The organism is Serratia sp. ID 25-353 (assembly GCF_054792795.1).
In genome coordinates this window covers 1,896,172-1,916,349 of sequence record NZ_CM139236.1, presented here as the reverse complement: position 1 = coordinate 1,916,349, position 20,178 = coordinate 1,896,172, and the positions used below count along the sequence as shown (strand labels likewise).

Sequence of the window (20,178 nt, the reverse complement as noted above, 5' to 3'; positions counted from 1 at the left end):
TCATCATTTGTCTTCCGTTTCCGCCGCCAGCGATTCCCTGGCGGCTTTTTTGGCTTTGGCGCGGGCGATAGCCGCCGCCACCGCCGCCTTGCGCGGGTCTTCCTCGGCGGTTGCCGGCGCCGTTTCCGCCGGTGCAGGGGCATCCGCCTGCTGCGCCGCTTTTTTGGCTTTGGCGCGGGCGATAGCTGCTGCCACCGCCGCCTTGCGCGGGTCTTCCTCGGCGGTTGCCGGCGTCGTTTCCGCTGGAGCAGGAGCGTCCGCCTGCTGCGCCGCTTTCTTGGCCTTTACACGCGCCAGGGCGGCAGCGACCGCGGCCTTGCGCGGATCTTCCTCGGCGGTTGCCGGCGCCGTTTCCGCCGGTGCAGGGGCATCCGCCTGCTGCGCCGCTTTCTTGGCTTTGACACGCGCCAGAGCGGCAGCGACCGCGGCCTTGCGCGGATCTTCCTCGGCGGTTGCCGGTGCCGTTTCCACTGGTGCAGGGGCGTCCGCCTGCTGCGCCGCTTTCTTGGCCTTTACACGCGCCAGGGCGGCAGCGACCGCGGCCTTACGTGGATCGTTCTCTGCTGCTGCCGGAGCCGTGCTGTCTGCGGCCGGCGCTTCCTTGCGCGCTTTTACGCGGGCCAGCGCCGCGGCCACGGCGGCTTTGCGCGCGTCGTCGCCAGAAGTTGCCGATGATGCCTCTGTTTCCGCCTCGGCCGCCAACTGGGCTCGGCGTTCGCGCGCCTGCGCTTTACGCGCTTCGCGGGCGGCGATCATCTCGCTGTTATCCGGCTGCTGGCCGTTGACCGGCGTGACCGCCGCTTCGGCATTTTTGCTGCGCACGCGCGCCAGCGCGGCCTGAACAGCGCCCTGATCGTCGTCGGTCAGTTTGACGGCGGCCTTTTTATGCCGCTCTTCGCGCGCCAGCTTCTCGCGCTCCAGGCGCGCCAGCTTGGCTTCGTAACGCGCCTTGGCCTCGGCGGTGCGCGCCGCCTCCAGATCGATAGCCTTGATCTCGGCCTTTTCCTGACGGTAGTACTGCACCAGCGGGATGTTGCTGGGGCAAACGAACGCGCAGGCGCCGCATTCGATGCAGTCAAACAGGTTATGGTTGCGCGCCTTGTCGTGCTCTTGTCCGCGGCTGAACCAGTACAGCTGCTGCGGCAGCAGCCCGGCAGGGCAAGCGTCTACGCACAGGCCGCAGCGGATGCAGGACTGCTCCGGTTCCTGCGGCGACATTTCATCGACCGTCGGCGCCAGAATGCAGTTGCTGATCTTGACGATCGGCACATTCAGCGCGGGCAGGGTGAAGCCCATCAGCGGGCCGCCCATGACCACCATCTGCTGCGCCTGCGGGCGGAAACCGGCGAAGTCTAGCAGGTGCTGCACCGGTGTGCCGATGCGCGCCCACAGGTTGCCCGGGCGCTCGATCGCCTCGCCGGTCAGGGTCACCACGCGCTCAATCAGCGGTTCGCCGTCGACGATCGCTCGTTTGATGGCGAAGGCGGTGCCGACGTTTTGCATCAATACGCCGATAGCAGAGGAGTGCTTGCCGTGCGGCACTTCCTTGCCGGTCAGGATCTTGGTCAGCTGCTTGGCGCCGCCGGAGGGGTATTTGGTGGGAATAACGCGCAGCCCAATGCCGGACTGGCCGCGCAGCGCCTGTTTCAGCGCCGCGATCGCTTCCGGTTTGTTGTCTTCGATGCCGATCAGCGTGACCTTGGGTTGCAGAATGTGTTGCAGGATCTGCGTGCCTTCAATGATCTGGTCGGCATGTTCCTGCATCAGGCGATCGTCGGCGGTGATGTAAGGCTCGCACTCGGCGGCGTTGAGGATCAGCGTTTCCACGCCGCTCATGCCGCCCTGCAGCTTGCTGGCGGTCGGGAAACCGGCGCCGCCCAGACCGGCGATGCCGGCCTGATGAATACGTTGAACCAGCTCCGCGGCGGGCGCTTGGCGGTAGTCCGCCACCGGATCGCGCTCGCACCCGCGGTCTTCCCCGTCCGCCTCGATAATCACGCACAGCTCCGTCAGCCCGGAAGGGTGAGCGGTGATGTGCGGCGTGATGGCGCTGACGGTGCCCGAGGTCGGGGCGTGTACCGGCACGGTGCGGCCACGGCCGACGGTCAGCGGCTGGCCTTTCAACACCCGATCGCCGGCGTTGACGCACAGCTCGCCTTCCGGCCCCAGATGCTGCTGCAGCGGAATGATAAAGGTCTTGGGCAGGGGAGCGACACGCAGCGGCGCACCGCTGGACTGCGTTTTCATTTCCGGTGGATGGATCCCGCCGTCGAAATCCCAGATCCGGTCTTTTTTAAAGGCGGCGAACAGATTAAGCATGTTGCTCCACGTGGATCACTTGCACCGGGATCGTCTTCATGTCCCACTTCCAGTTGGCGGTGGTGGTGGCGACCGGTCTCATTTCAATACAGTCGGTAGGGCAAGGGGCGACGCACAGATCGCAGCCGGTGCAGAGGTCGGTGATGACGGTGTGCATGGCGCGGGTGGCGCCGACGATGGCGTCCACCGGGCAGGCCTGAATGCACTTGGTGCAGCCGATGCAGTTGGCCTCGTCGATATAGGCCACTTTACGCTCCGGCTCGGCGGCGGCTTCGCTGCCCAGCGGCTGGGGCTCGACGTTGAGCAGCTCCGCCAGCTTCAGCATCACCTGTTCGCCGCCCGGCGCGCATTTGTTGATCATCTCGCCGTTGGCCACCGCCTCGGCGTAGGGGCGGCAACCGGGGTAGCCGCACTGGCCGCACTGGCTCTGCGGCAGGATCGCATCGACCTGCTCGGCAACCGGATCCTCTTCCACCTCAAAACGGCGCGCGGCGTAGCCCAGCACCAGTCCGAACAGCAGTCCGAGCGCGCTTAAAGCCGCGATAGCTATCCACAACGCAGTCATTAGAATTTCACCAGCCCGGTAAAGCCCATAAAGGCCAGCGACATCAGCCCGGCGGTGATCAGCGCGATCGAGGAGCCGCGGAACGGCGCCGGCACGTCGGCGACCGCCAGACGTTCGCGAATGGCGGCGAACAGCACCATGACCAGCGAGAAACCGGCGGCGGCGCTGAAGCCGTAAACGGCGGACTGCAGGAAGTTGTAGCCGAGGTTGACGTTAAGCAACGCCACGCCAAGCACCGCGCAGTTGGTGGTGATCAGCGGCAGGAAGATCCCCAGCAGGCGGTAGAGCGCCGGGCTGGTTTTGCGCACCACCATCTCGGTGAACTGCACGACGACGGCGATCACCAGAATGAAGGAGAGCGTGCGCAGATACACCAGATCCAACGGAACCAGAATAAAGGTGTTGATCACCCAGGCGCTGACGGAGGCCAGCGTCATGACGAAGGTAGTGGCCATTCCCATGCCGATGGCGCTTTCCAGCTTCTTGGAAACGCCGAGGAACGGGCACAGGCCAAGAAACTTCACCAGAACGAAGTTGTTCACCAGTACGGTGCCGACAAACAGGAGCAGGTATTCGGTCATTGCGATGCCTAAAAAAATAAAAGCCGCCTATTATCGGGAATCGGCGGCCGGACGACAACATATGAATCGCAGGGGTATTGCCTTTTTTGGCGAAAATTTACACAAATCACCCGATAAAACGTGCTGCAATCGCTTTTAACGTTCGGTAAAGGTGCCTTTGACCCGCTGCGAGCGCTTGATGTAAGGCACCAGCAGCGCCGCCATCAGCAGCGGCCAGCCAAGGCTGCGCACCGCCACTTCATCCGGCACCGGCGCGAAGGCAAAGGCTTTCACCGCCAGGACCACCGTGATCAACAGCCACAGCAAGAACAGCTTGGGGAAGCGCAGCGACCGCCGGCAAAACAAAAGCACCAGCCACAGGGTAAAGCACCACATCAAGAGCGTGGTCAGCACCGAAAAATACCATTGCAGGGTAAACGCCTGGGCGTTGGTCAGCAGGTAGTCGCGCGACTCGGGCATAAAGATCGCCATGGCGTACAGGAGCAGCATCAAACTGGCGCTGAGCAAGGTGACGATCAGATAGGCCAGCGGGGCCAGCAACCAACCGCCGATACGAGAGTATTCAGCTTGAGACATAAAGGCTTCCTGATTGAAACGGGGATCACAGGCGGCATAGCTTAGCGGGTAATACCGGCTTCGTCATCTCTATCAACCGGATAGCTCGGCATCGCGGTGCGTGGCAGCACGTTTAGTCACTCGACGCCGTATCGAGCCCGCTTCAAGTTAACATCTCATTTACTTCTTGTTCCATCCGGCCGCATGGTGTCAAATCGAAAGGGTCTGTCGTGAGCCTGCAAGAGGAAATCCCATGGCTGAGAAAATTCGTGTCGGGCTGGTCGGTTACGGCTACGCCGGCAAAACCTTTCATGCGCCGCTGATCGCCGGTACGCCGGGGCTGGAGTTGGCCGCCGTCGCCAGCAGCGATGCCGGCAAAGTGCACGCCGACTGGCCGTCGATGGCGGTGGTGGGCGATGCGCAGGCGCTGTTCGCCGATCCGACCCTCGATCTGATCGTGATTCCTACCCCCAACGATACCCATTTCCCGCTGGCGCAGCAGGCGCTGGCTGCGGGCAAACACGTGGTGGTGGATAAACCGTTTACCGTGACATTGTCACAAGCGCAGGCGCTGCAACAGCAGGCGCAGCAGAACGGTTTGCTGCTGTCGGTATTCCACAACCGCCGCTGGGACAGTGACTTCCTTACCCTGAAAGCGCTGCTGAATGAGGGCGCGCTGGGCGAGGTGGTCTATTTCGAGTCGCATTTCGATCGCTACCGGCCGCAGGTGCGCCAGCGCTGGCGCGAACAAGGCGGCGTCGGCAGCGGTATCTGGTTCGATTTGGGGCCGCATTTGCTCGATCAGGCGCTGCAACTCTTCGGCAAGCCCGACCGCCTGTTCGTCGATCTGGGGGAACTGCGGCCGGGGGCGCAAGCGGTGGATTATTTCCACGCGCTGCTGAGCTATGGCGATCGCCGCGTGGTACTGCACGCCAGCATGCTGGTCGCGGCAGAGAGCCCGCGCTACGTGGTGCACGGCACCCGCGGCAGCTATATTAAATACGGCCTGGACCCGCAGGAAGACCGGCTGAAGGCCGGTGAGCGTCTGCCTCAGGCCGACTGGGGTTATGACATGCGCGACGGCGTGGTGACGCTGTCACGTGGCGATCTGCTGGCGGAGCAACCGCTGCTCAATATTCCCGGCAATTACCCGGCTTATTACGCCGCGGTGCGCGACGCCATCGCCGGCTTAGGCGAAAACCCAGTGCCGGCCGCCGACGCCATCGCGGTAATGGCATTGATCGAACTGGGGCTGGAATCGGCCCGGCTGCAGCAGGCGCTGTCGGTGGTCTGATCCCGTTCATTTTTCTGTGCCCGGCGCCACGTCGGGCCTTTTTACGACTTTACGTGCAAGGAAATCCGTTTCATGTCCTGGTTGCAGCGTTTGCGCATTGATAAATTTTTGCTGGTCCTGATTTTGGTGGTGATCGTCGCCTCGCTGTTCCCCTGCGAAGGCATCTGGAAAACCTTCTTTGAGCACCTGACCACCGCCGCCATCGCGCTGCTGTTCTTTATGCACGGCGCCAAGCTGTCGCGCGAGGCGATCGTCGCCGGCATGAGCCACTGGAAGCTGCATCTGCTGGTGTTCCTCAGCACCTTTGCGCTGTTCCCGCTGCTCGGCCTGGCGATGAACCTGCTGGTGCCGGGCATCATGACGCCGACGGTCTATCTCGGTTTCCTCTATCTGTGCGCGCTGCCGGCCACGGTGCAATCGGCCATCGCCTTTACCTCGGCGGCGGGCGGCAACGTGGCGGCGGCGATCTGCAGCGCCTCGGCGTCGAGCATTCTTGGCGTGTTCCTGTCGCCGCTGCTGGTGGGCGCGTTGATGCATACCCAGGGCGGCAATACCGACGTGCTGCACGCCATCGGTTCGATCATTCTGCAATTGATGGTGCCATTTGTGGTCGGCCACCTGGCGCGGCCACTGATCGGCAAGTGGATCGACCGCCATCGCAAACTGATCAACCTGACCGACCGTTCGTCGATCTTGCTGGTGGTGTATACCGCGTTCAGCGCGGCGGTGGTGGAAGGCATTTGGCATCGCATCGACGGCTGGTCGCTGCTGACCATCCTGGTGATGTCGCTGGTGCTGCTGACGGTGGTGCTGGTGATCAACACCTACGCGGCGCGCTGGCTGGGCTTCAACACCGCCGATGAGATCACCATCGTTTTCTGCGGCTCGAAAAAGAGTCTGGCGAACGGCATCCCGATGGCCAACGTGCTGTTCCCAGCCGCGGCGGTGGGCGCCATGGTGCTGCCGCTGATGATTTTCCACCAGGTGCAGCTGATGGTATGCGCGGTGCTGGCGCAGCGCTATGCGCGTAAAACCGCCAAACAGCGGGCCGAGGCGGAGGCGCTGGTGGCTAAATAGGCCGCTAACCGCAGCTCAGTGCGTCGAGCAGAAAGTCGGCGCGCTCGTCGGGTGAGGCGCGCGGCAGTTCCTGCAGCCGATAGCCCGATCGGCGGTAGACGGCCAGCATCGCTTGGTAGGTCTGCTCGGCTTCGGCGAAAGACTGTTTTCTCTCGCTGTCCTGCGCGTAGATCGCTTGCCAGGGTGGGGCGATGAACACGGTATCGGCATAGCGAAAAGCGTCGATCGCCGCCGCTAAGGGGGCGGGGATCGGCAACCCGCACAGCGTCAGGTAACCGGCGATATCCGGCAAGCCGCGATCGAAGAACCAACATGTTTCGCCCATCGCCTCCCGCCATGAACGCAGTTCCCAATCGAGCATCCGCTCGGCGAAAGCCTGGCGATCGCCCCACGGCAGCGCGTTGCCCCCAATACTCATCTGGTCCTGAATAATCGCCCGGCCCGCCTCCTGCGAATGCGGGTAACCACGGCGATGAAGAACGTCAATGAGCGTGCTTTTGCCCGAACCCGGGCCGCCGGTCAGCACGATGCGGCGTAGTTTGTCAGACATACGGAATTCCTCTCTTGCAGCAGAGCTATGGGTGAAAACAGCGATAAAGACGAGCAGGCGGAAGAAAACGGGGGGATGAGAAGAAGGCGCCGTTTGGCGCCTTGGGGAGACTTAGCCCTGAACTTTGGCGCGCAGTGCCTGTTTTTCCTGTTCGCTGAGGAAAGCCAGCTTCAGGCCGTTTTCCTGCGCGGTGCGGATTTCCTCCGGCGTCAGCCCGGCCTGCGGCGCGGCGACGCGATATTCGTGCTCGATCTCGATGCCCTGAACCGCCGGATCGTCGGTGTTGATCGATGCCAGTACGCCGTGGCGCAGGAAGGTGGCCAGCGGATGCTGCGCCAGTGACGGCACGGTGCTGGTCTGGATGTTGGAGGTCAGGCAGGACTCGATGCCGATGCCGTGTTCCGCCAGGAAGTCCATCAGCGCCGGATCTTCGACCGCTTTCACTCCGTGGCCGATACGCTCGGCGCCCAGCTCGCGGATCGCCTGCCAGATGCTTTCCGGGCCGGCGGCTTCGCCCGCGTGCACGGTGATGCGCAGACCGGCATCGCGTGCGCGGTTGAAGTGGTTGAGGAACAGGCTGCCGGGGAAGCCCAGCTCATCGCCCGCCAAATCCAGCGCGGTAATGCCGTCGCGGTGCGCCAGCAACCCTTCCAATTCCTGCAGGCAGGCGGCCTCGCCAAAGGTACGGCTCATGATGCCGATCAGGCGAATGTCGATGTCGCGATCGCGGCAGCCCGAACGGATCCCGTCGATCACCGCTTCCACCACGCCGGCGACCGGCAGCTGATGCTTCATCGCCATGTAGTAAGGGGAAAAACGCAGTTCGGCGTAGTGCAGACCGGCGTTGGCGGCGTCTTCGACGTTTTCGTAAGCCACCCGGCGGCAGGCGTCCAAATCGCCCAGCACCGCTACGCCCCAGTCCAGTTTCTGCAGGAAGCTGACCAGATCCGGTTCGGCGTGGGTGATCTGCACGTGCGGGCGCAGGCTCTCCAAATCATTGGCCGGCAGGGCGAGGTTGAACTGACGACCGAGGTCGAGAATGGTCTGCGCGCGGATATTGCCGTCGAGATGGCGGTGAATGTCGGTAAGCGGTAGGCGGGGATCGATCATGCTGGGCACTCGCTAATTTATCGTAGGTAAAGTGCAGAACAGTATAAAAACAAATGAATGAAACTTGCCATCTCGTTGCATAAAAAAGTGACTTAAATCACAAATAATGCGAGGTGTACCGCATTATCGTCATGAATCAGGCTTTCAACACGCTGACGCCCGCCTGCTGCAACGGCGCAAGCAGCGCATCGTCGGTGGCGCGTTCAACGATGATGGTATGCGCCAGCGTAATGTCACCGATCGCATACTGCGAGGCGGCGTTAAGCTTGGCGGCTGAAGCCAGCACCACGGTTTCCGCTGCACGGGCCGCGAGCGCCCGCTTGATGTAGGCCTCTTCCAGATCGCCGGTGCTCAGCCCCGCAGTGGGGTGCACGCCGGTCACGCCCATAAAATAGATATCGGCGCGAATATGCGACATCGCTTCCACCGCGGCGGCGCCAACGCTGACGATCGAATGTTTGTACAGCCGGCCGCCGATCAGGATCACCTCCACCGTGGGGTGATCGACCAGGCCCACGGCGACGCTGGGGCTGTGGGTGACGATAGTGGCATTCAGATTGGGCGGCAGCTGCCTGACCAGTTCTGCAGAGGTGGTGCCACCGTCGATGATCGCTACCTGGCCGGGGGCGATCATCGCCGCTGCGGCTTTGGCGATCGCGCGTTTGGCGCCGGATTCCAACTGATTGCGCTCGGCGAAGCTGGCAATGGCAGAGGAAACCGGCAGGGCGCCGCCATGTACCCGCTGCAGCAACCCCTCGGCGTCCAGTTCGCGCAGATCGCGCCGGACAGTATCTTCCGACAACCCAAACATTTCGCTGAGCTGCTTGGCCAACACCTGGCCGTCCTGGGCCAGTTTTTCCAGGATGATTTTCTTGCGCTGGCTGGTCAACATGGCCATTTTCCTCTCAAATTTGCCTTGCACGAAATATCTTGATCATACACGAAATTGCACGATAGTATCAATTTCCTTCCTAAGGCGGAGTAAACCGATGATAGCCACCAAAGACAGGATTCGCATTGTCGAAACCCGGGTGTTGTCCGATGACTGGTACCTGCTGAAAAAAACCACCTTTGACTTTTTGCGGCGCGACGGCGTTTGGCAGCGACAGAGCCGTGAGACTTACGATCGTGGCGACGGCGCGGTAATTTTGCTGTTCAACCGGCAGGCGCAAACGGTGGTCCTGACGCGCCAGTTCCGCTTTCCGGTGTTCGTCAACGGCCATGACGGCATGTTGATTGAGGCCGCCGCCGGCTTGCTGGACAACGCGTCGCCGGAGGCGCGCATCCGCGCCGAAGCGGAAGAGGAAACCGGCTATTTCGTGCAGAACGTGGAGAAGGTGTTCGAAGCCTATATGAGTCCCGGCTCGGTCACCGAGAAGCTGCACTTTTTCGTCGGTGAATATCAGGCGGGCGACCGCATCAACGAGGGCGGCGGAGTGGCGGCGGAGGGGGAAGATCTGGAGGTGCTCGAGCTGCCGCTGGCGCAAGCCCTGCAGGCGGTTCGCCAGGGGACGATCGTTGACGCCAAGACCATCATGCTGCTGCAGTTTGTCGCCTTGAACCGGATCTTGGAGGAAGAACGATGAAAGCCCAACAAATCCTGATCGCCGGCCCCTATCGCAGCGGCACCGATGGCGATCCGCAGCGTATCGCCGCCAATCTGGCGCGCCTGGAACGGGCGGCGCTGGCGGTTTACCAACGGGGGCACGTGCCGGTGATCGGCGAGTGGCTGGCGCTGCCTTTGGCGGCGGCGGCGGGTTCCACTCAGGTTGGCGATGCGGTGAGCGAGGTGTTTCTCTACCCGGTGGCCCACCGGTTGATTGCGCAGTGTCAGGCAGTGTATCGCATCGAAGGGGCGTCTGCGGGGGCCGATAACGACGTGCGGCTGGCCAACGAATGGGGCCTGACGGTCTATCGCTGCCTGGAGGCGATCCCGCCTGTTCAGGGGTAATCGCGGGGCGGGCAGAGGCTCGCCCCCTCGCGCTATTGGTCGCCCAGCACCAACCGCAATCCGGCGATCAGTTTGTCCATGCCGGCCTCCAGCTTGCTGCGTGGGCAACCGACGTTGAGGCGCAGGAACCCGCGGCCTTCCTCGCCGTAGGTAAAGCCCGGCATGATCGCCACCTTTTCGCGCTCGATCAGCACCTGCTGCAGCGCCCGATCGTCTACGGCCAGCGGCCGCAGATCGATCCAGGCCAGGTAAGTGGCCTGCGGCGGGCGCCAGCCCAGCGCCGGAAACGCTTGTTCCAACCGCTCGGCGACGTAGGTCAGATTATCCTGCAGGTAGTCGCGCAGGGAATCCAACCAGGGTTCGCCGTGGCGATAGGCGGCCACGTGCGCGGCCACCGCCAGCACCGCCGGCGAGGAGAGGCCGTCGCGGGCTTTGAGCTGCTGGAAGTAGGCTTCGCGGCTGGCATCGTCGCTGATGAAGCCGTAGGCACCGGTCAGCGCCGGAATGTTGAAACTCTTGGAGCCGGAGGTCAACAGGGCCCAGGCGCCGGTCGCCACCTGGCTCCACGGCGTATGGCGGCGTTCCCCCCAGACCATGTCCATGTGGATCTCATCGCTGATGACGCGCACGTCGTGGCGCTCGCACAGTTCGGCCATCTGCTGCAGCTCGTCGCGGCGCCACACTTTGCCGGTGGGGTTATGCGGGCTGCACAGCAGCAGGATCTTGGTTTGCGGCCGCGCCAGCAACGCCTCAAGGTGCGCCATGTCGCAGCGCCAGTCGTCGCCGGCTTTGTGCAGCGGGCAGGCCAACAGCTGGCGTTGGTTGGCGAGGATCACCTTGTAGAAGGCGTCGTAGGCCGGGGTATGGGTCACCACATAGTCGCCCGGTACGGACCATTGGCGGATCAGCTGCGCCGCCATGTAGATAACGGAAGGGCCGTACACCGCCGTTGCGGTGTCGATAGCGGTGTTGAAACGTTGCTGATACCAGTGGCGCAGCGCGCCGAGAAAATCCTCATGCTGCCAGCGGCTGTAGCCCAGCACGCCGTGCTGCAGGCGCCGCTGCAACGCCTCGAGAATGCACGGCGCAGTGGCGAAATCCATATCGGAGATGGTGAACGGCAGCAGATCGGCGCTGCCGAAGCGATCGGCGATATAGTCCCACTGGGTGCACCAGGTGCCGTGGCGGTCGATCGGGGTGGAGAAATCAAACATGGGTGGCTCCCTGCAGCGCCGCGGCAGGTTGCGCCGTGGCTATCAGTGAGTCTAATTCATCCTTCACCGATTGCACCTGCGGGCCGATCACCACCTGCAAATTATGGTCGTTGAGATGCACTACGCCGATGGCGCGATTGGCCTTCAGCACCGCGTCGTCCACCCGGCTCATGTCGTTGACCGACAGGCGCAGGCGGGTGATGCAGTTGTCCAGCGTGATAATGTTGTCCGGGCCGCCGAGCGCCGCCAGAATCGCCGGCACATTGTAGCCGGATTTGCCCACCGCGCCGGCCGGCGCGCTCTGGCTGACGGCGCTGTCGCTTTCGCGGCCCGGCGTTTTGATGTTAAAGCGCTGGATGGCGAAGCGGAAAATGGCGTAATAGCCGACAAACCAGACGGCGGCCACCACCGGCACCAGATACCACTTGGTGGCGGTGCCGTGCAGAATGCCGAACACCACGAAGTCGATGATGTTGCCGTCGGTGTTGCCGATGGTCACGCCCAGCAGCGCCATCACGGTAAAGCCCAACCCGGTGAGCAGCGCGTGGATCAGGTAGAGGAACGGCGCGACGAACAGGAACAGGAACTCGATCGGCTCGGTGGTGCCGCCGACCACGCAGGCCACCACGCCGGAAATCAACAGTCCTTTGATTTTATGGCGGTTCTCCGGTTTGGCGCAGTGGTACATCGCCAGCGCCGCGCCCGGCAGCCCGCCGAGGAACGCCGGCATTTTACCCTGCGACAGGAAGCGAGTGGCGCTTTCGGCGAAGCCGGTGGTGGTCGGGCAGGAGAGCTGCGCCTGGAAGATGGTCAGGGCGCCGCTGACGCTGTGGCCGCACACTTCCATGGTGCCGCCCGCCTCGGTAAAGCGGATCAGCGCCACCAGAATGTGCTGCAGGCCAAACGGCAGCAGCAAGCGTTCGCCGGTGCCGAACAGCATCGGGCCAAAGGCGCCGGCGCTGTTGATCACCCAGCCCAAGCCGGTGATGCCGGCGGCGAACCACGGCCAGATCAGCGGGATCACCAGGCCGCACAGGCCCAGCACCACGGTGGTGACGATCGGTACGAAGCGCGTGCCGCCGAAGAACGCCAGCGCGTCCGGCAGGCGGATGGTGTGGAAGCGTTCATGCAGGCGATAAACGATGATGCCGACGATCACCGCGCCGAGGATGCCGGTATCGATCGACTGAATACCGAGAATGTTCTGGATGTTGTTGGCTTTCAGCACCAGCGGATCGCTGGTGGGCAGCACGCCGGCGGCGGTCAGGTAGAAATTGGTACCCAGATTCAGCACGGCGAAGCCGACGAAGCCGGAGAAGGCGGCAACGCCCTTGTTTTCGCGCGCCATGCCCAGCGGAATGGCGATGGCGAACATCACCGGCAGGAAGCTGAAGGCGAAGGAGCCTACCTTGCTCATCCAGGTAAAAATCAGCTGGAAGATCGGATGGCCGATAAACGGCATCAGGGTGATCACGTCGCGGCTGCTCAGCGAGCTGCCGATCCCCAGCATGATACCGCAGAAAGAGAGCAAGGCGACGGGCAACATGAACGTTTTGCCCAGGCTCTGGAAGAACTCCCAGAGGGTGATTTTTGGTTTGTTGGCTGCTGACATAACCGACTTCTCCTGGCGAAAAGACGAGCAAAAAGGGGACTTCTGATTAGGTAAAAAGAAGATAAAACGTTTTACCTAGCAAAAATGCGCCGCCAATCACAAATCTGCCGCCCGGTTTTTGGCGACAATGCGGCAGGCAGTAAAACGTTTTACTGAGCTAACGGATTCGGTATACCCTTGATCATTACGGCGCGGGTTGCCCAGGAACGGGTTCGCAGAGACTATGAGCATCAAAAAAATCACCATCACCGATGTGGCGCAGCAGGCTGGCGTGTCGGTCACCACGGTTTCCCTGGTGTTGAGCGGCAAGGGGCGCATTTCGCCGACCACCGTCGAGAAGGTCAATCAGGCGATAGAGCAGCTGGGTTACGTGCGTAATCGCCAGGCGGCGACGCTGCGCGGCGGGGAGTCCGGGGTGATTGGCCTTATTCTGCGCGACATCTGCGAACCCTTCTATGCCGAAATGACCGCCGGGCTGAGCGAAGCGCTGGAGGCGCACGACAAGCTGCTGTTTTTGACGCAGAGCGGGCGCGATGGCCAGGGCTTGCAGCGGGCGTTTGACGCGCTGCTGGCGCAGGGCGTCGACGGCATCGTGCTGGCGGGCGGCATTCGCGCGGCGGTGGGCCTGAAGGAGAAGGCGGCCGAGCAGGGCGTACCGCTGGTCTGCGTGGCGCGCTCCAGCGGTCTCGATGGCGTGGACGTGGTACGGCCGGACAACATGCAGGCCGCCAAGCTGGCCACCGAATTTTTGATCAAGCGGGGCCACAGCCAAATCGCCTACCTCGGCGGCCAGAGCGATTCATTGACGCGCGCCGAGCGGCTGGGCGGCTTTTGCGCCACGCTGGTGCAGTACGGCCTGCCGTTTCGCAGCGAATGGATCGTCGAGTGCGATTGCCGGCAGCGCGAGGCGGCGGAAGCGGCGGAGCAACTGCTGCGCCATTACCCGAACATTACCGCCATCGTCTGCCACAAGGCGTCGGTGGCGCTCGGCGCCTATTTTGGCCTGGCGCGCAGCGGCCGCAGCATCGGTTCGGACGGGGTAGACGCCTACTACGGGCGGCAGGTGGCGCTGATCGGCTTCGGCGACGTGCCGGAGGCCGAACTGACCGAGCCACCGCTGACCTTCGTCTCCAGTTCGGCGCGGGAAGTGGGGCGCAGCGCCGCCGCGCGCCTGCTGCAGCGCATCGGTGACGCTGACCTGCCGGCGCAGAACGTCATTCTGCCCCCGACGCTGATCCGGCGCGGCTCCGCCTAACCCTGCTGCTGTTCCTCTTCCGCCTCCCGGCGGATCCAACCGATAAAGGTCTTCATCGCCGGCGTCAGATCCCGCGATTTCAAATGGGTCAGCCAATAGGCGCCGAGCGCGGCCTCGGCGGCGAACGGCCGCTGCAGCGCGCCGGCGGCCAGTTCGCGGCGGAACATGCTGACCGGCGCCAGCGCTACGCCGTCGCACTGGATCGCGCCTTCCACCATCAGCCTCGACGAGTCGAACACCGGGCCGTTGATCCGCCACGGCGTCACCTGCGCCGCGGTGAACCAGCGCTCCCATTCATCCTTGCGGTAGGTGCGCATCAGCTGCTCGTGCTGCAGATCCTGCGGCGTGCGCAGACGCGCGGCGACCGACGGCGGGCAGAGCACCGTCAGCGGCGCGTCGAACAGCTTGATATTGCAGGTGGCGGGCCAGAGCCCCTCGCCGAAGCGGATGGCGAAATCCATGCCGTCGGCCGACAGATTAACCAGGTTGTTGTGGGTCAGCACCCGCAGATCGATAAACGAGTGCGCCGTGCGGAACGCCGCCAGCCGCGGCATCAGCCAGCCGACGGCGAAGGTGCCGACCACCGCCACCGTCAGCACCTCGTGGAAATGCCCGCCTTCGAACTGTTGCAGCACCGCCTCAATGCGGTCGAAGGCGTCGCTCAACACCGGCAGCAGCGCCTGGCCCTCTTCGGTTAGATCCAGCCCGCGCGGCAGGCGGCGGAACAGCTGAATGCCCAGCTGTTCTTCCAGCATGCGCACCTGTTGGCTGACGGCGGCCTGGGTGACGCGCAGCTCCAGACCGGCGCGGGTGAAGTTCAGGTGGCGAGCGGAGGATTCGAACGCCCGCAGGGCGTTGAGGGGAAGTCGATTGCGCATTGTCGATAGCCATAAGTTTTTCTTTATGCTGGCTGAAATTATTATCGCTTGTCAACCCGGCGGCAAAATCCGATATTTGGCGCGGCTGCTGAGAGAGTCGTGGCAGCCGTAAAGGAATGACATCATCAATCAGGGAAAGCGCCGTGTATAACGCCAACAAAAACTTTTGGCCGCGGCCGATGCCCTGCAACCTAAGAGCTTCTATCATGACAAAAATGAACCGCCTGGCGGCCGCGCTGATCGCCGTACTGATCCTGCCGACCGCACAGGCCGCGCAGCAGCAGGATATCGACGCCGTTATTCAGCCGCTGATGAAAAAATACGGCGTGCCGGGCATGGCGATCGCCGTGTCGGTCGACGGCAAACAGCAGATTTACCCGTACGGCGTCGCCTCGAAGCAGACCGGCAAACCGATCACCGAGCAGACGCTGTTCGAAGTGGGCTCGCTGAGCAAAACCTTCACCGCGACGCTGGCGGTCTATGCGCAGCAGCAGGGCAAGCTGTCGTTTAAAGACCCGGCCAGCCGCTACCTGCCCGAGCTGCGCGGCAGCGCCTTCGACGGCGTCAGCCTGCTGAATCTGGCGACGCATACCTCCGGCCTGCCGCTGTTCGTGCCGGACGACGTGACCGACAACGCCCAGCTGATGGCGTACTACCGGGCCTGGCAGCCGAAACACCCGGTGGGCAGCTACCGCGTCTATTCCAACCTCGGCATCGGCATGTTGGGCATGATCGCCGCCAAGAGCCTCGACCAGCCGTTTATCCAGGCGATGGAACAGGGGATGCTGCCGGCGTTGGGCATGAGCCACACCTACGTTCAGGTGCCGGCGGCGCAGATGGCCAACTATGCGCAGGGTTACAGCAAGGACGATAAACCGGTGCGGGTCAATCCCGGCCCGCTGGACGCCGAGTCTTATGGCATCAAGTCCAACGCCCGCGATCTGATTCGCTATCTGGACGCCAACCTGCAGCAGGTGAAGGTGGCGCAGCCGTGGCGCGACGCGCTGGCCGCGACGCACGTCGGTTATTACAAGGCGGGTGCGTTCACGCAGGATCTGATGTGGGAGAACTACCCCTATCCGGTGAAACTGTCGCGTTTGATTGAAGGCAACAATGCCGGGATGATCATGAACGGCACGCCGGCCACCGCCATCACGCCGCCGCAGCCGGAATTGCGCGCCGGTTGGTATAACAAAACCGGCTCCACGGGCGGTTTCTCCACCTATGCGGTATTTATCCCGGCGAAAAATATTGCCGTGGTGATGCTGGCCAATAAGTGGTTCCCGAACGACGATCGCGTCGAGGCGGCTTACCACATCATCCAGGCGCTGGAGAAGCGCTGACGGTCAGGGGCGCCCGGCGAGGTGCCCCTACCACCGATGCTGCCGTTCACGTTGCTCGCGCATGAAATCGATAAAGGCGCGCAGCTTGAGCGGCAGATGCCTGCCGGCGGGAAAGTAGATGAAAAACCCCGACGCTTCGCTGGCGTAACCCGGCAGCACTTCCACCAGTTGCCCCTGTGCCAGCGCCTGCAACACCGTGCCCTGAAAACGCTGTGCGATACCCAGGCCTGCCAACGCCGCATCTTTGATCAGCCGATCTTCGTTAAAAATCAAACTGCCGCTAACATCCAGCGCGCGTTCATCGTCGCCCAGGCTAAAATACCAGGGTTCAAGTTTGCCGCTGCCGGGGAAACGGTAGCGCAGGCAGTGGTGAGCAGGCAGATCGTCCGGCGTGGCCGGTACGCCGCAGCGCGCCAGATAGTCGGGTGAGGCGACCAGCACCCGGCGCTGGCCGTTGTCGATCGGCACGGCGATCATGTCTTTTTGCAGCATGGCGTGCATGCGAATGCCGGCATCAAAACTGCCCAGCACCAGATCGGAAAAGCGGTCTTCGGTAAACAGTTCCAGCTGCACCTCGGGATAGCGCCGCTGAAACGCCGCCAGGTGCGGCATTACCAGTAGCGAAGCGGCCAACTGCGGCAGCGTGATGCGCAGCAGGCCTGCCGGCTGTGCGCCCAGGGTGCGCACGTCGTCCGCCGCCACGTCGATCTGGCTCATCGCCGGCGATACCTTCTGATAGAACAACCGGCCTTCGTCGCTGAGGCGCACCGAGCGGCTGGTGCGGTGAAATAACCGCACTCCCAGCTGATTCTCCAGCGCCTGAATGTTTTGCGACACCGCCGGCGGCGTGACGCCCAGTTGGCTGGCCGCGCGGGTAAAGTTGCCCAGGCGTGCGACGGCTTCGAAATAGGGCAACAGCTGCAGGAGTGAACTCATCTATCTATAACCTGTGCTTAATGATTCATTAAATTATGCCTTATTTTAATTTATGACGAACCTTTTAGACTGATTTTACTTTCCATCAGAGAGATAAAAATCATGTCGGCAGAACAACGGGCGTTAACAGAACGGATCACGGCGATCGATCAACAGGCGATGGCCGAAGGGCGCATCGTGGGCAGCGTAGTGCTGGTGGCGCGGCAGGGCGAGATTTGCTACGCCGGGGCGGCCGGCTATGCCGATCGCGAAGCGCGGCGGCCGATGCGGCGAGAAACGCAGTTCCGGCTGTCGTCGGTCTCCAAACCCTATACCACGCTGGCGGCGCTGCGCCTGATAGAACAGGGCAAGCTGAGCCTGGACGACGCGGTCAGCGACTGGCTGCCGTGGTTTACCCCGGCGCTCGCCGACGGCCGGCGTCCGGCGATCAAGATTTGTCATTTGCTGAGCCATACCGCGGGGCTGGACTATCGGCTGAACCAACCGCCGGCAGGCGTTTATCATCAGCTGGGGATCCAGGACGGCGTGGAGCTGTCGACGCTGACGCTGGAGCAAAACCTGCGGCTGTTGGCGCAGGCGCCGTTGCTGTCGGCACCGGGGGAACGCTTCAACTATTCGCTGGCGATCGACGTGCTTGGCGCGGTGCTGGAACGGGTGACGGGCATGCCGCTGCCGCAGCTGTTTGTCGAATGGGTGGCGCAGCCGCTGGGGCTCGGCAATACCGCGTTCCATGCGACGGACGCCGCGAACCTGGCGACACCGTATTACAACACCCCGCAGGGGCCGCAGCGCATGCATGAAGGCCTGCGGGTGGCGCTACCGGAGGAGATGGCGGGGGGCGAAGTGCTGTTTTCACCGATGCGGGCGCTCAACGCCGGGGCCTATCCTTCTGGCGGCGCGGGCATGGTCGGCGATGCCGACGACGTGCTGAAGCTGGTGGAGGCATTACGCAGCGGCGGGCAGGGCATTTTGCAGCCGGACACGGTGGCGTTGCTGCGCAGCCCGCACGTGGGCGCGCAGGCGCAAACGCAAGGGCCAGGCTGGGGATTCGGTTTTGGCGGGGCGCTGCTGGTGGACGCAGAAGCGGCGCAGACGCCGCAGCAGGCCGGCACGCTGACCTGGGGTGGGGTTTACGGCCACAGCTGGTTCTTTGATCCACAGGCGCAGCTGAGCGTGGTGATACTGACCAACACCGCGTTTGAAGGCATGTGCGGCCGCTATCCGCAGCAGATCCGCGATGCGGTTTACGCCGCGGAAATGGGTAAATAAAAAGGGCCCCGCAGGGGCCCTTGATCAGACTTTCAGGCGATTACTGCGCCGGTGCCGGAGCGGGTTCCGCTTCCTGCGCCGGTTCAGCGTCTTCCGCCGGGGCGCCCAGCATGGCGAACTGACCGATGAACTCCTGCAGCGACATTTTGTTGCCGTTGAGATCAACCTGATTGTCGGCATAGTGGAACGTGCTCGCGATCACGCCGTCTTTCTGGGTGGTCAGCTTGAACATCTGGCCCATGGCCGCCAGGCCCTGTACTTGCTGCTGCGCCAGTTTCTGCGCGTCTTCCTCATTGTAACCCTGCAACAGCGCGGTTTTCGCGGTCACTTCGGTGGCCATCGCTTCCGGAATGGTCAGATTGATATCCAGCTTTTTAACCGCCTGGGCGATCAGCTGATCCGGCGATTGTGCCGGGGAAGCGGCCTTGCTCGGATCGGTCAGCGCCAGATCCAGCGTGAAGGTGCTCTCGCCCTTGCTGTTTTTCCAGCTCAGCGGTGCGATGCTGAGGCTCGGGTTGCCTTTCAGCAGCAGCGGCAGGTTCTTTTGCAGCAGTTCGGCGTTTTGCTGCTCATACACGGCCGGATCCAGGTTCTCGCCCTGTTGCAGCAGCGCCATGGTCTGGCGGTTGTAGCTGTCGGCGAAGTCTTTCAGCGCTTTGCCGTCGACGTTGTCGATTTTCAGCGCCAGCTTGCCGGCGCCGAAGTCGTTGCCCTGCACCTTGAGCGCGTCCATGGTGTAGTCGATCTGGCCGCCGATGTTGCTGCTGCCTTGCTCGCCGAACTTGCTCACCAGGTTGAAACCGTCCAACGCCACGGTATCTTTACCGTCGATCGTCAGTTTGAACTGCTTCAGCATCATCGTCTGATCGCCGAGCTTCACGCCGAACTTGCTCTCGTTGCTGTTGCCTTTCAGGTTGAAGCCCTGGAAGGTGATCTGCTCGTTTTGACCGAATTCGTTCGGGCTGGCGAACACGATATTGTCGCTATTGGCGTCCAGCACGAATTTTTTCAGATCGCTGGACACGTCGGCGTTAATGGTGGCGCCGCTGAATTTCAGCGAAGACTTATCTTTTTGGTAGTCCAGCGGGATGATGTCGATGGCGGACGAAGTGTCCCCGCTGTAAGAGATGCGCGAATCGGCGGTAAACAGCGATTTGCCTTTGGTGGTGTCAAACAGGCCCTTCACCGCCGGGGTATTTTCCAGCTCGGTATGCACCGACGCCATGCTCGGCAGCAGATTGAATTTTTTCAGCTGGGCGAAGGGGAACGGGCCGTGATCGATGGTTTCCAGGAACGCCACTTCTTCACCGGCTTTCAGCGCCGCGTTTTCACTGGTATCCGTGCCGTCGGAACGCAGCACATAACGCACTTTACTGCTGAACAGGCCGCGCTGGTAATTTTCATAGCTCAGCTTGACGCCGGCTTTCGGCAGGTAGGCTTTCAGCTGGCCGTTGGCGTTGTCGACGACTTCGCCCATGTGCTGCTCGATCAGTTTCCCGGTGTACCAGGATGCCCCGGTCCATGCTGCGCCAAGAACCACAATGACGCTGACAGCGACTAACGATTTTTTCATAGCTCTGTTTCATCCTTTTTTCTTATCACCCTCCGTTGCGCGGGAGGGGCAAATAGGGGCCGACAAAAAACGCCCGCAGGCGTTTAATTGTGGGGG

General features: G+C 62.6%; 19 protein-coding genes. 7 read left to right on the top strand and 12 right to left on the bottom strand.

The genetic code is table 11. The annotated features are described in order from the left end of the window. Positions 1-3: 3 nt before the first annotated feature. From rsxC to ACYF6X_RS09090, 4 genes are all read right to left on the bottom strand, one after another. Positions 4-2,319: an electron transport complex subunit RsxC gene (gene rsxC, locus ACYF6X_RS09105; RefSeq protein ID WP_130018001.1), complete on the bottom strand. Its 2,316-nt coding sequence runs from the start codon at positions 2,317-2,319 to the stop codon at positions 4-6. After that, positions 2,312-2,884 (bottom strand): electron transport complex subunit RsxB, encoded by a 573-nt coding sequence (gene rsxB / locus ACYF6X_RS09100; protein ID WP_004938428.1) that lies wholly within the window; start codon positions 2,882-2,884, stop codon positions 2,312-2,314. The genes rsxC and rsxB overlap by 8 nt, the downstream gene beginning before the upstream one ends. Further along, complete coding sequence (gene rsxA / locus ACYF6X_RS09095; protein WP_004938443.1) at positions 2,884-3,465, bottom strand: electron transport complex subunit RsxA; 582 nt, start codon at positions 3,463-3,465, stop codon at positions 2,884-2,886. The genes rsxB and rsxA overlap by 1 nt, the downstream gene beginning before the upstream one ends. 135 nt (positions 3,466-3,600) lie before the next feature. Continuing rightward, on the bottom strand, positions 3,601-4,041 hold the full coding sequence (locus ACYF6X_RS09090) for a DUF2569 domain-containing protein (RefSeq protein ID WP_130018002.1): 441 nt from the start codon (positions 4,039-4,041) through the stop codon (positions 3,601-3,603). Positions 4,042-4,273: 232 nt separating this feature from the next. Between ACYF6X_RS09090 and ACYF6X_RS09085 the strand changes: the two genes are divergently transcribed. Beyond that, on the top strand, positions 4,274-5,314 hold the full coding sequence (locus ACYF6X_RS09085; RefSeq protein WP_130018003.1) for an oxidoreductase: 1,041 nt from the start codon (positions 4,274-4,276) through the stop codon (positions 5,312-5,314). Between the two features lie 72 nt (positions 5,315-5,386). Further along, the gene (locus ACYF6X_RS09080; RefSeq protein ID WP_130018004.1) at positions 5,387-6,391 is read left to right on the top strand and encodes a bile acid:sodium symporter family protein; all 1,005 of its coding nucleotides are present in this window, start codon (positions 5,387-5,389) and stop codon (positions 6,389-6,391) included. Between the two features lie 4 nt (positions 6,392-6,395). Here ACYF6X_RS09080 and ACYF6X_RS09075 read toward each other — a convergent pair whose 3' ends face one another. The 3 genes from ACYF6X_RS09075 to ACYF6X_RS09065 all read right to left on the bottom strand — a co-directional run bounded on the left by ACYF6X_RS09075 (position 6,396) and on the right by ACYF6X_RS09065 (position 8,943). Beyond that, complete coding sequence (locus ACYF6X_RS09075) at positions 6,396-6,941, bottom strand: AAA family ATPase (protein WP_130018005.1); 546 nt, start codon at positions 6,939-6,941, stop codon at positions 6,396-6,398. 111 nt (positions 6,942-7,052) lie between these two features. Then, positions 7,053-8,051 (bottom strand): adenosine deaminase, encoded by a 999-nt coding sequence (gene add, locus ACYF6X_RS09070; protein ID WP_019455941.1) that lies wholly within the window; start codon positions 8,049-8,051, stop codon positions 7,053-7,055. Between the two features lie 136 nt (positions 8,052-8,187). Then, entirely contained in the window at positions 8,188-8,943 is a 756-nt protein-coding gene (locus ACYF6X_RS09065; RefSeq protein ID WP_063989743.1) for a DeoR/GlpR family DNA-binding transcription regulator, read from the bottom strand. Between the two features lie 97 nt (positions 8,944-9,040). Between ACYF6X_RS09065 and ACYF6X_RS09060 the strand changes: the two genes are divergently transcribed. Both ACYF6X_RS09060 and ACYF6X_RS09055 read left to right on the top strand, forming a co-directional pair. Further along, a complete protein-coding gene (locus ACYF6X_RS09060; RefSeq protein WP_063989744.1) occupies positions 9,041-9,637 on the top strand; it encodes an NUDIX domain-containing protein in 597 nt (198 codons plus the stop codon). Continuing rightward, on the top strand, positions 9,634-10,002 hold the full coding sequence (locus ACYF6X_RS09055) for an NUDIX hydrolase (protein WP_130018006.1): 369 nt from the start codon (positions 9,634-9,636) through the stop codon (positions 10,000-10,002). Before ACYF6X_RS09060 ends, ACYF6X_RS09055 begins: the two co-directional genes overlap by 4 nt. Before the next feature lie 32 nt (positions 10,003-10,034). On the opposite strand, the gene ACYF6X_RS09050 is transcribed toward ACYF6X_RS09055, so the two are convergent. Then, positions 10,035-11,216 (bottom strand): MalY/PatB family protein, encoded by a 1,182-nt coding sequence (locus ACYF6X_RS09050; protein WP_107226848.1) that lies wholly within the window; start codon positions 11,214-11,216, stop codon positions 10,035-10,037. Beyond that, positions 11,209-12,828, bottom strand: coding sequence for a maltose/glucose-specific PTS transporter subunit IIBC (malX, locus tag ACYF6X_RS09045; RefSeq protein WP_063989747.1), 1,620 nt, complete (start codon positions 12,826-12,828; stop codon positions 11,209-11,211). The genes ACYF6X_RS09050 and malX overlap by 8 nt, the downstream gene beginning before the upstream one ends. Positions 12,829-13,051: 223 nt before the next feature. Between malX and ACYF6X_RS09040 the strand changes: the two genes are divergently transcribed. Then, positions 13,052-14,083: a Mal regulon transcriptional regulator MalI gene (locus ACYF6X_RS09040; protein ID WP_107226847.1), complete on the top strand. Its 1,032-nt coding sequence runs from the start codon at positions 13,052-13,054 to the stop codon at positions 14,081-14,083. Here ACYF6X_RS09040 and ACYF6X_RS09035 read toward each other — a convergent pair. Beyond that, complete coding sequence (locus ACYF6X_RS09035; RefSeq protein ID WP_130018007.1) at positions 14,080-14,961, bottom strand: LysR family transcriptional regulator; 882 nt, start codon at positions 14,959-14,961, stop codon at positions 14,080-14,082. The genes ACYF6X_RS09040 and ACYF6X_RS09035 overlap by 4 nt on opposite strands. A 206-nt stretch (positions 14,962-15,167) precedes the next feature. On the opposite strand from ACYF6X_RS09035, the gene blaSRT reads away from it, so the two are divergent. After that, positions 15,168-16,304 carry an SRT/SST family class C beta-lactamase gene (gene blaSRT, locus ACYF6X_RS09030; RefSeq protein WP_130018008.1) on the top strand — a complete coding sequence of 379 codons (1,137 nt, stop codon included), beginning with the start codon at positions 15,168-15,170 and terminating at the stop codon, positions 16,302-16,304. 27 nt (positions 16,305-16,331) lie between these two features. On the opposite strand, the gene ACYF6X_RS09025 is transcribed toward blaSRT, so the two are convergent. Beyond that, positions 16,332-17,240 carry a LysR family transcriptional regulator gene (locus ACYF6X_RS09025; protein ID WP_130018009.1) on the bottom strand — a complete coding sequence of 303 codons (909 nt, stop codon included), beginning with the start codon at positions 17,238-17,240 and terminating at the stop codon, positions 16,332-16,334. 102 nt (positions 17,241-17,342) lie between these two features. Here ACYF6X_RS09025 and ACYF6X_RS09020 point away from each other — a divergent pair, with 102 nt between their 5' ends. Further along, on the top strand, positions 17,343-18,509 hold the full coding sequence (locus tag ACYF6X_RS09020; protein WP_130018010.1) for a serine hydrolase domain-containing protein: 1,167 nt from the start codon (positions 17,343-17,345) through the stop codon (positions 18,507-18,509). A 40-nt stretch (positions 18,510-18,549) separates the two neighbouring features. On the opposite strand, the gene ACYF6X_RS09015 is transcribed toward ACYF6X_RS09020, so the two are convergent. Continuing rightward, entirely contained in the window at positions 18,550-20,082 is a 1,533-nt protein-coding gene (locus tag ACYF6X_RS09015) for a YdgA family protein (protein WP_130018011.1), read from the bottom strand. Positions 20,083-20,178: the final 96 nt, after the last annotated feature.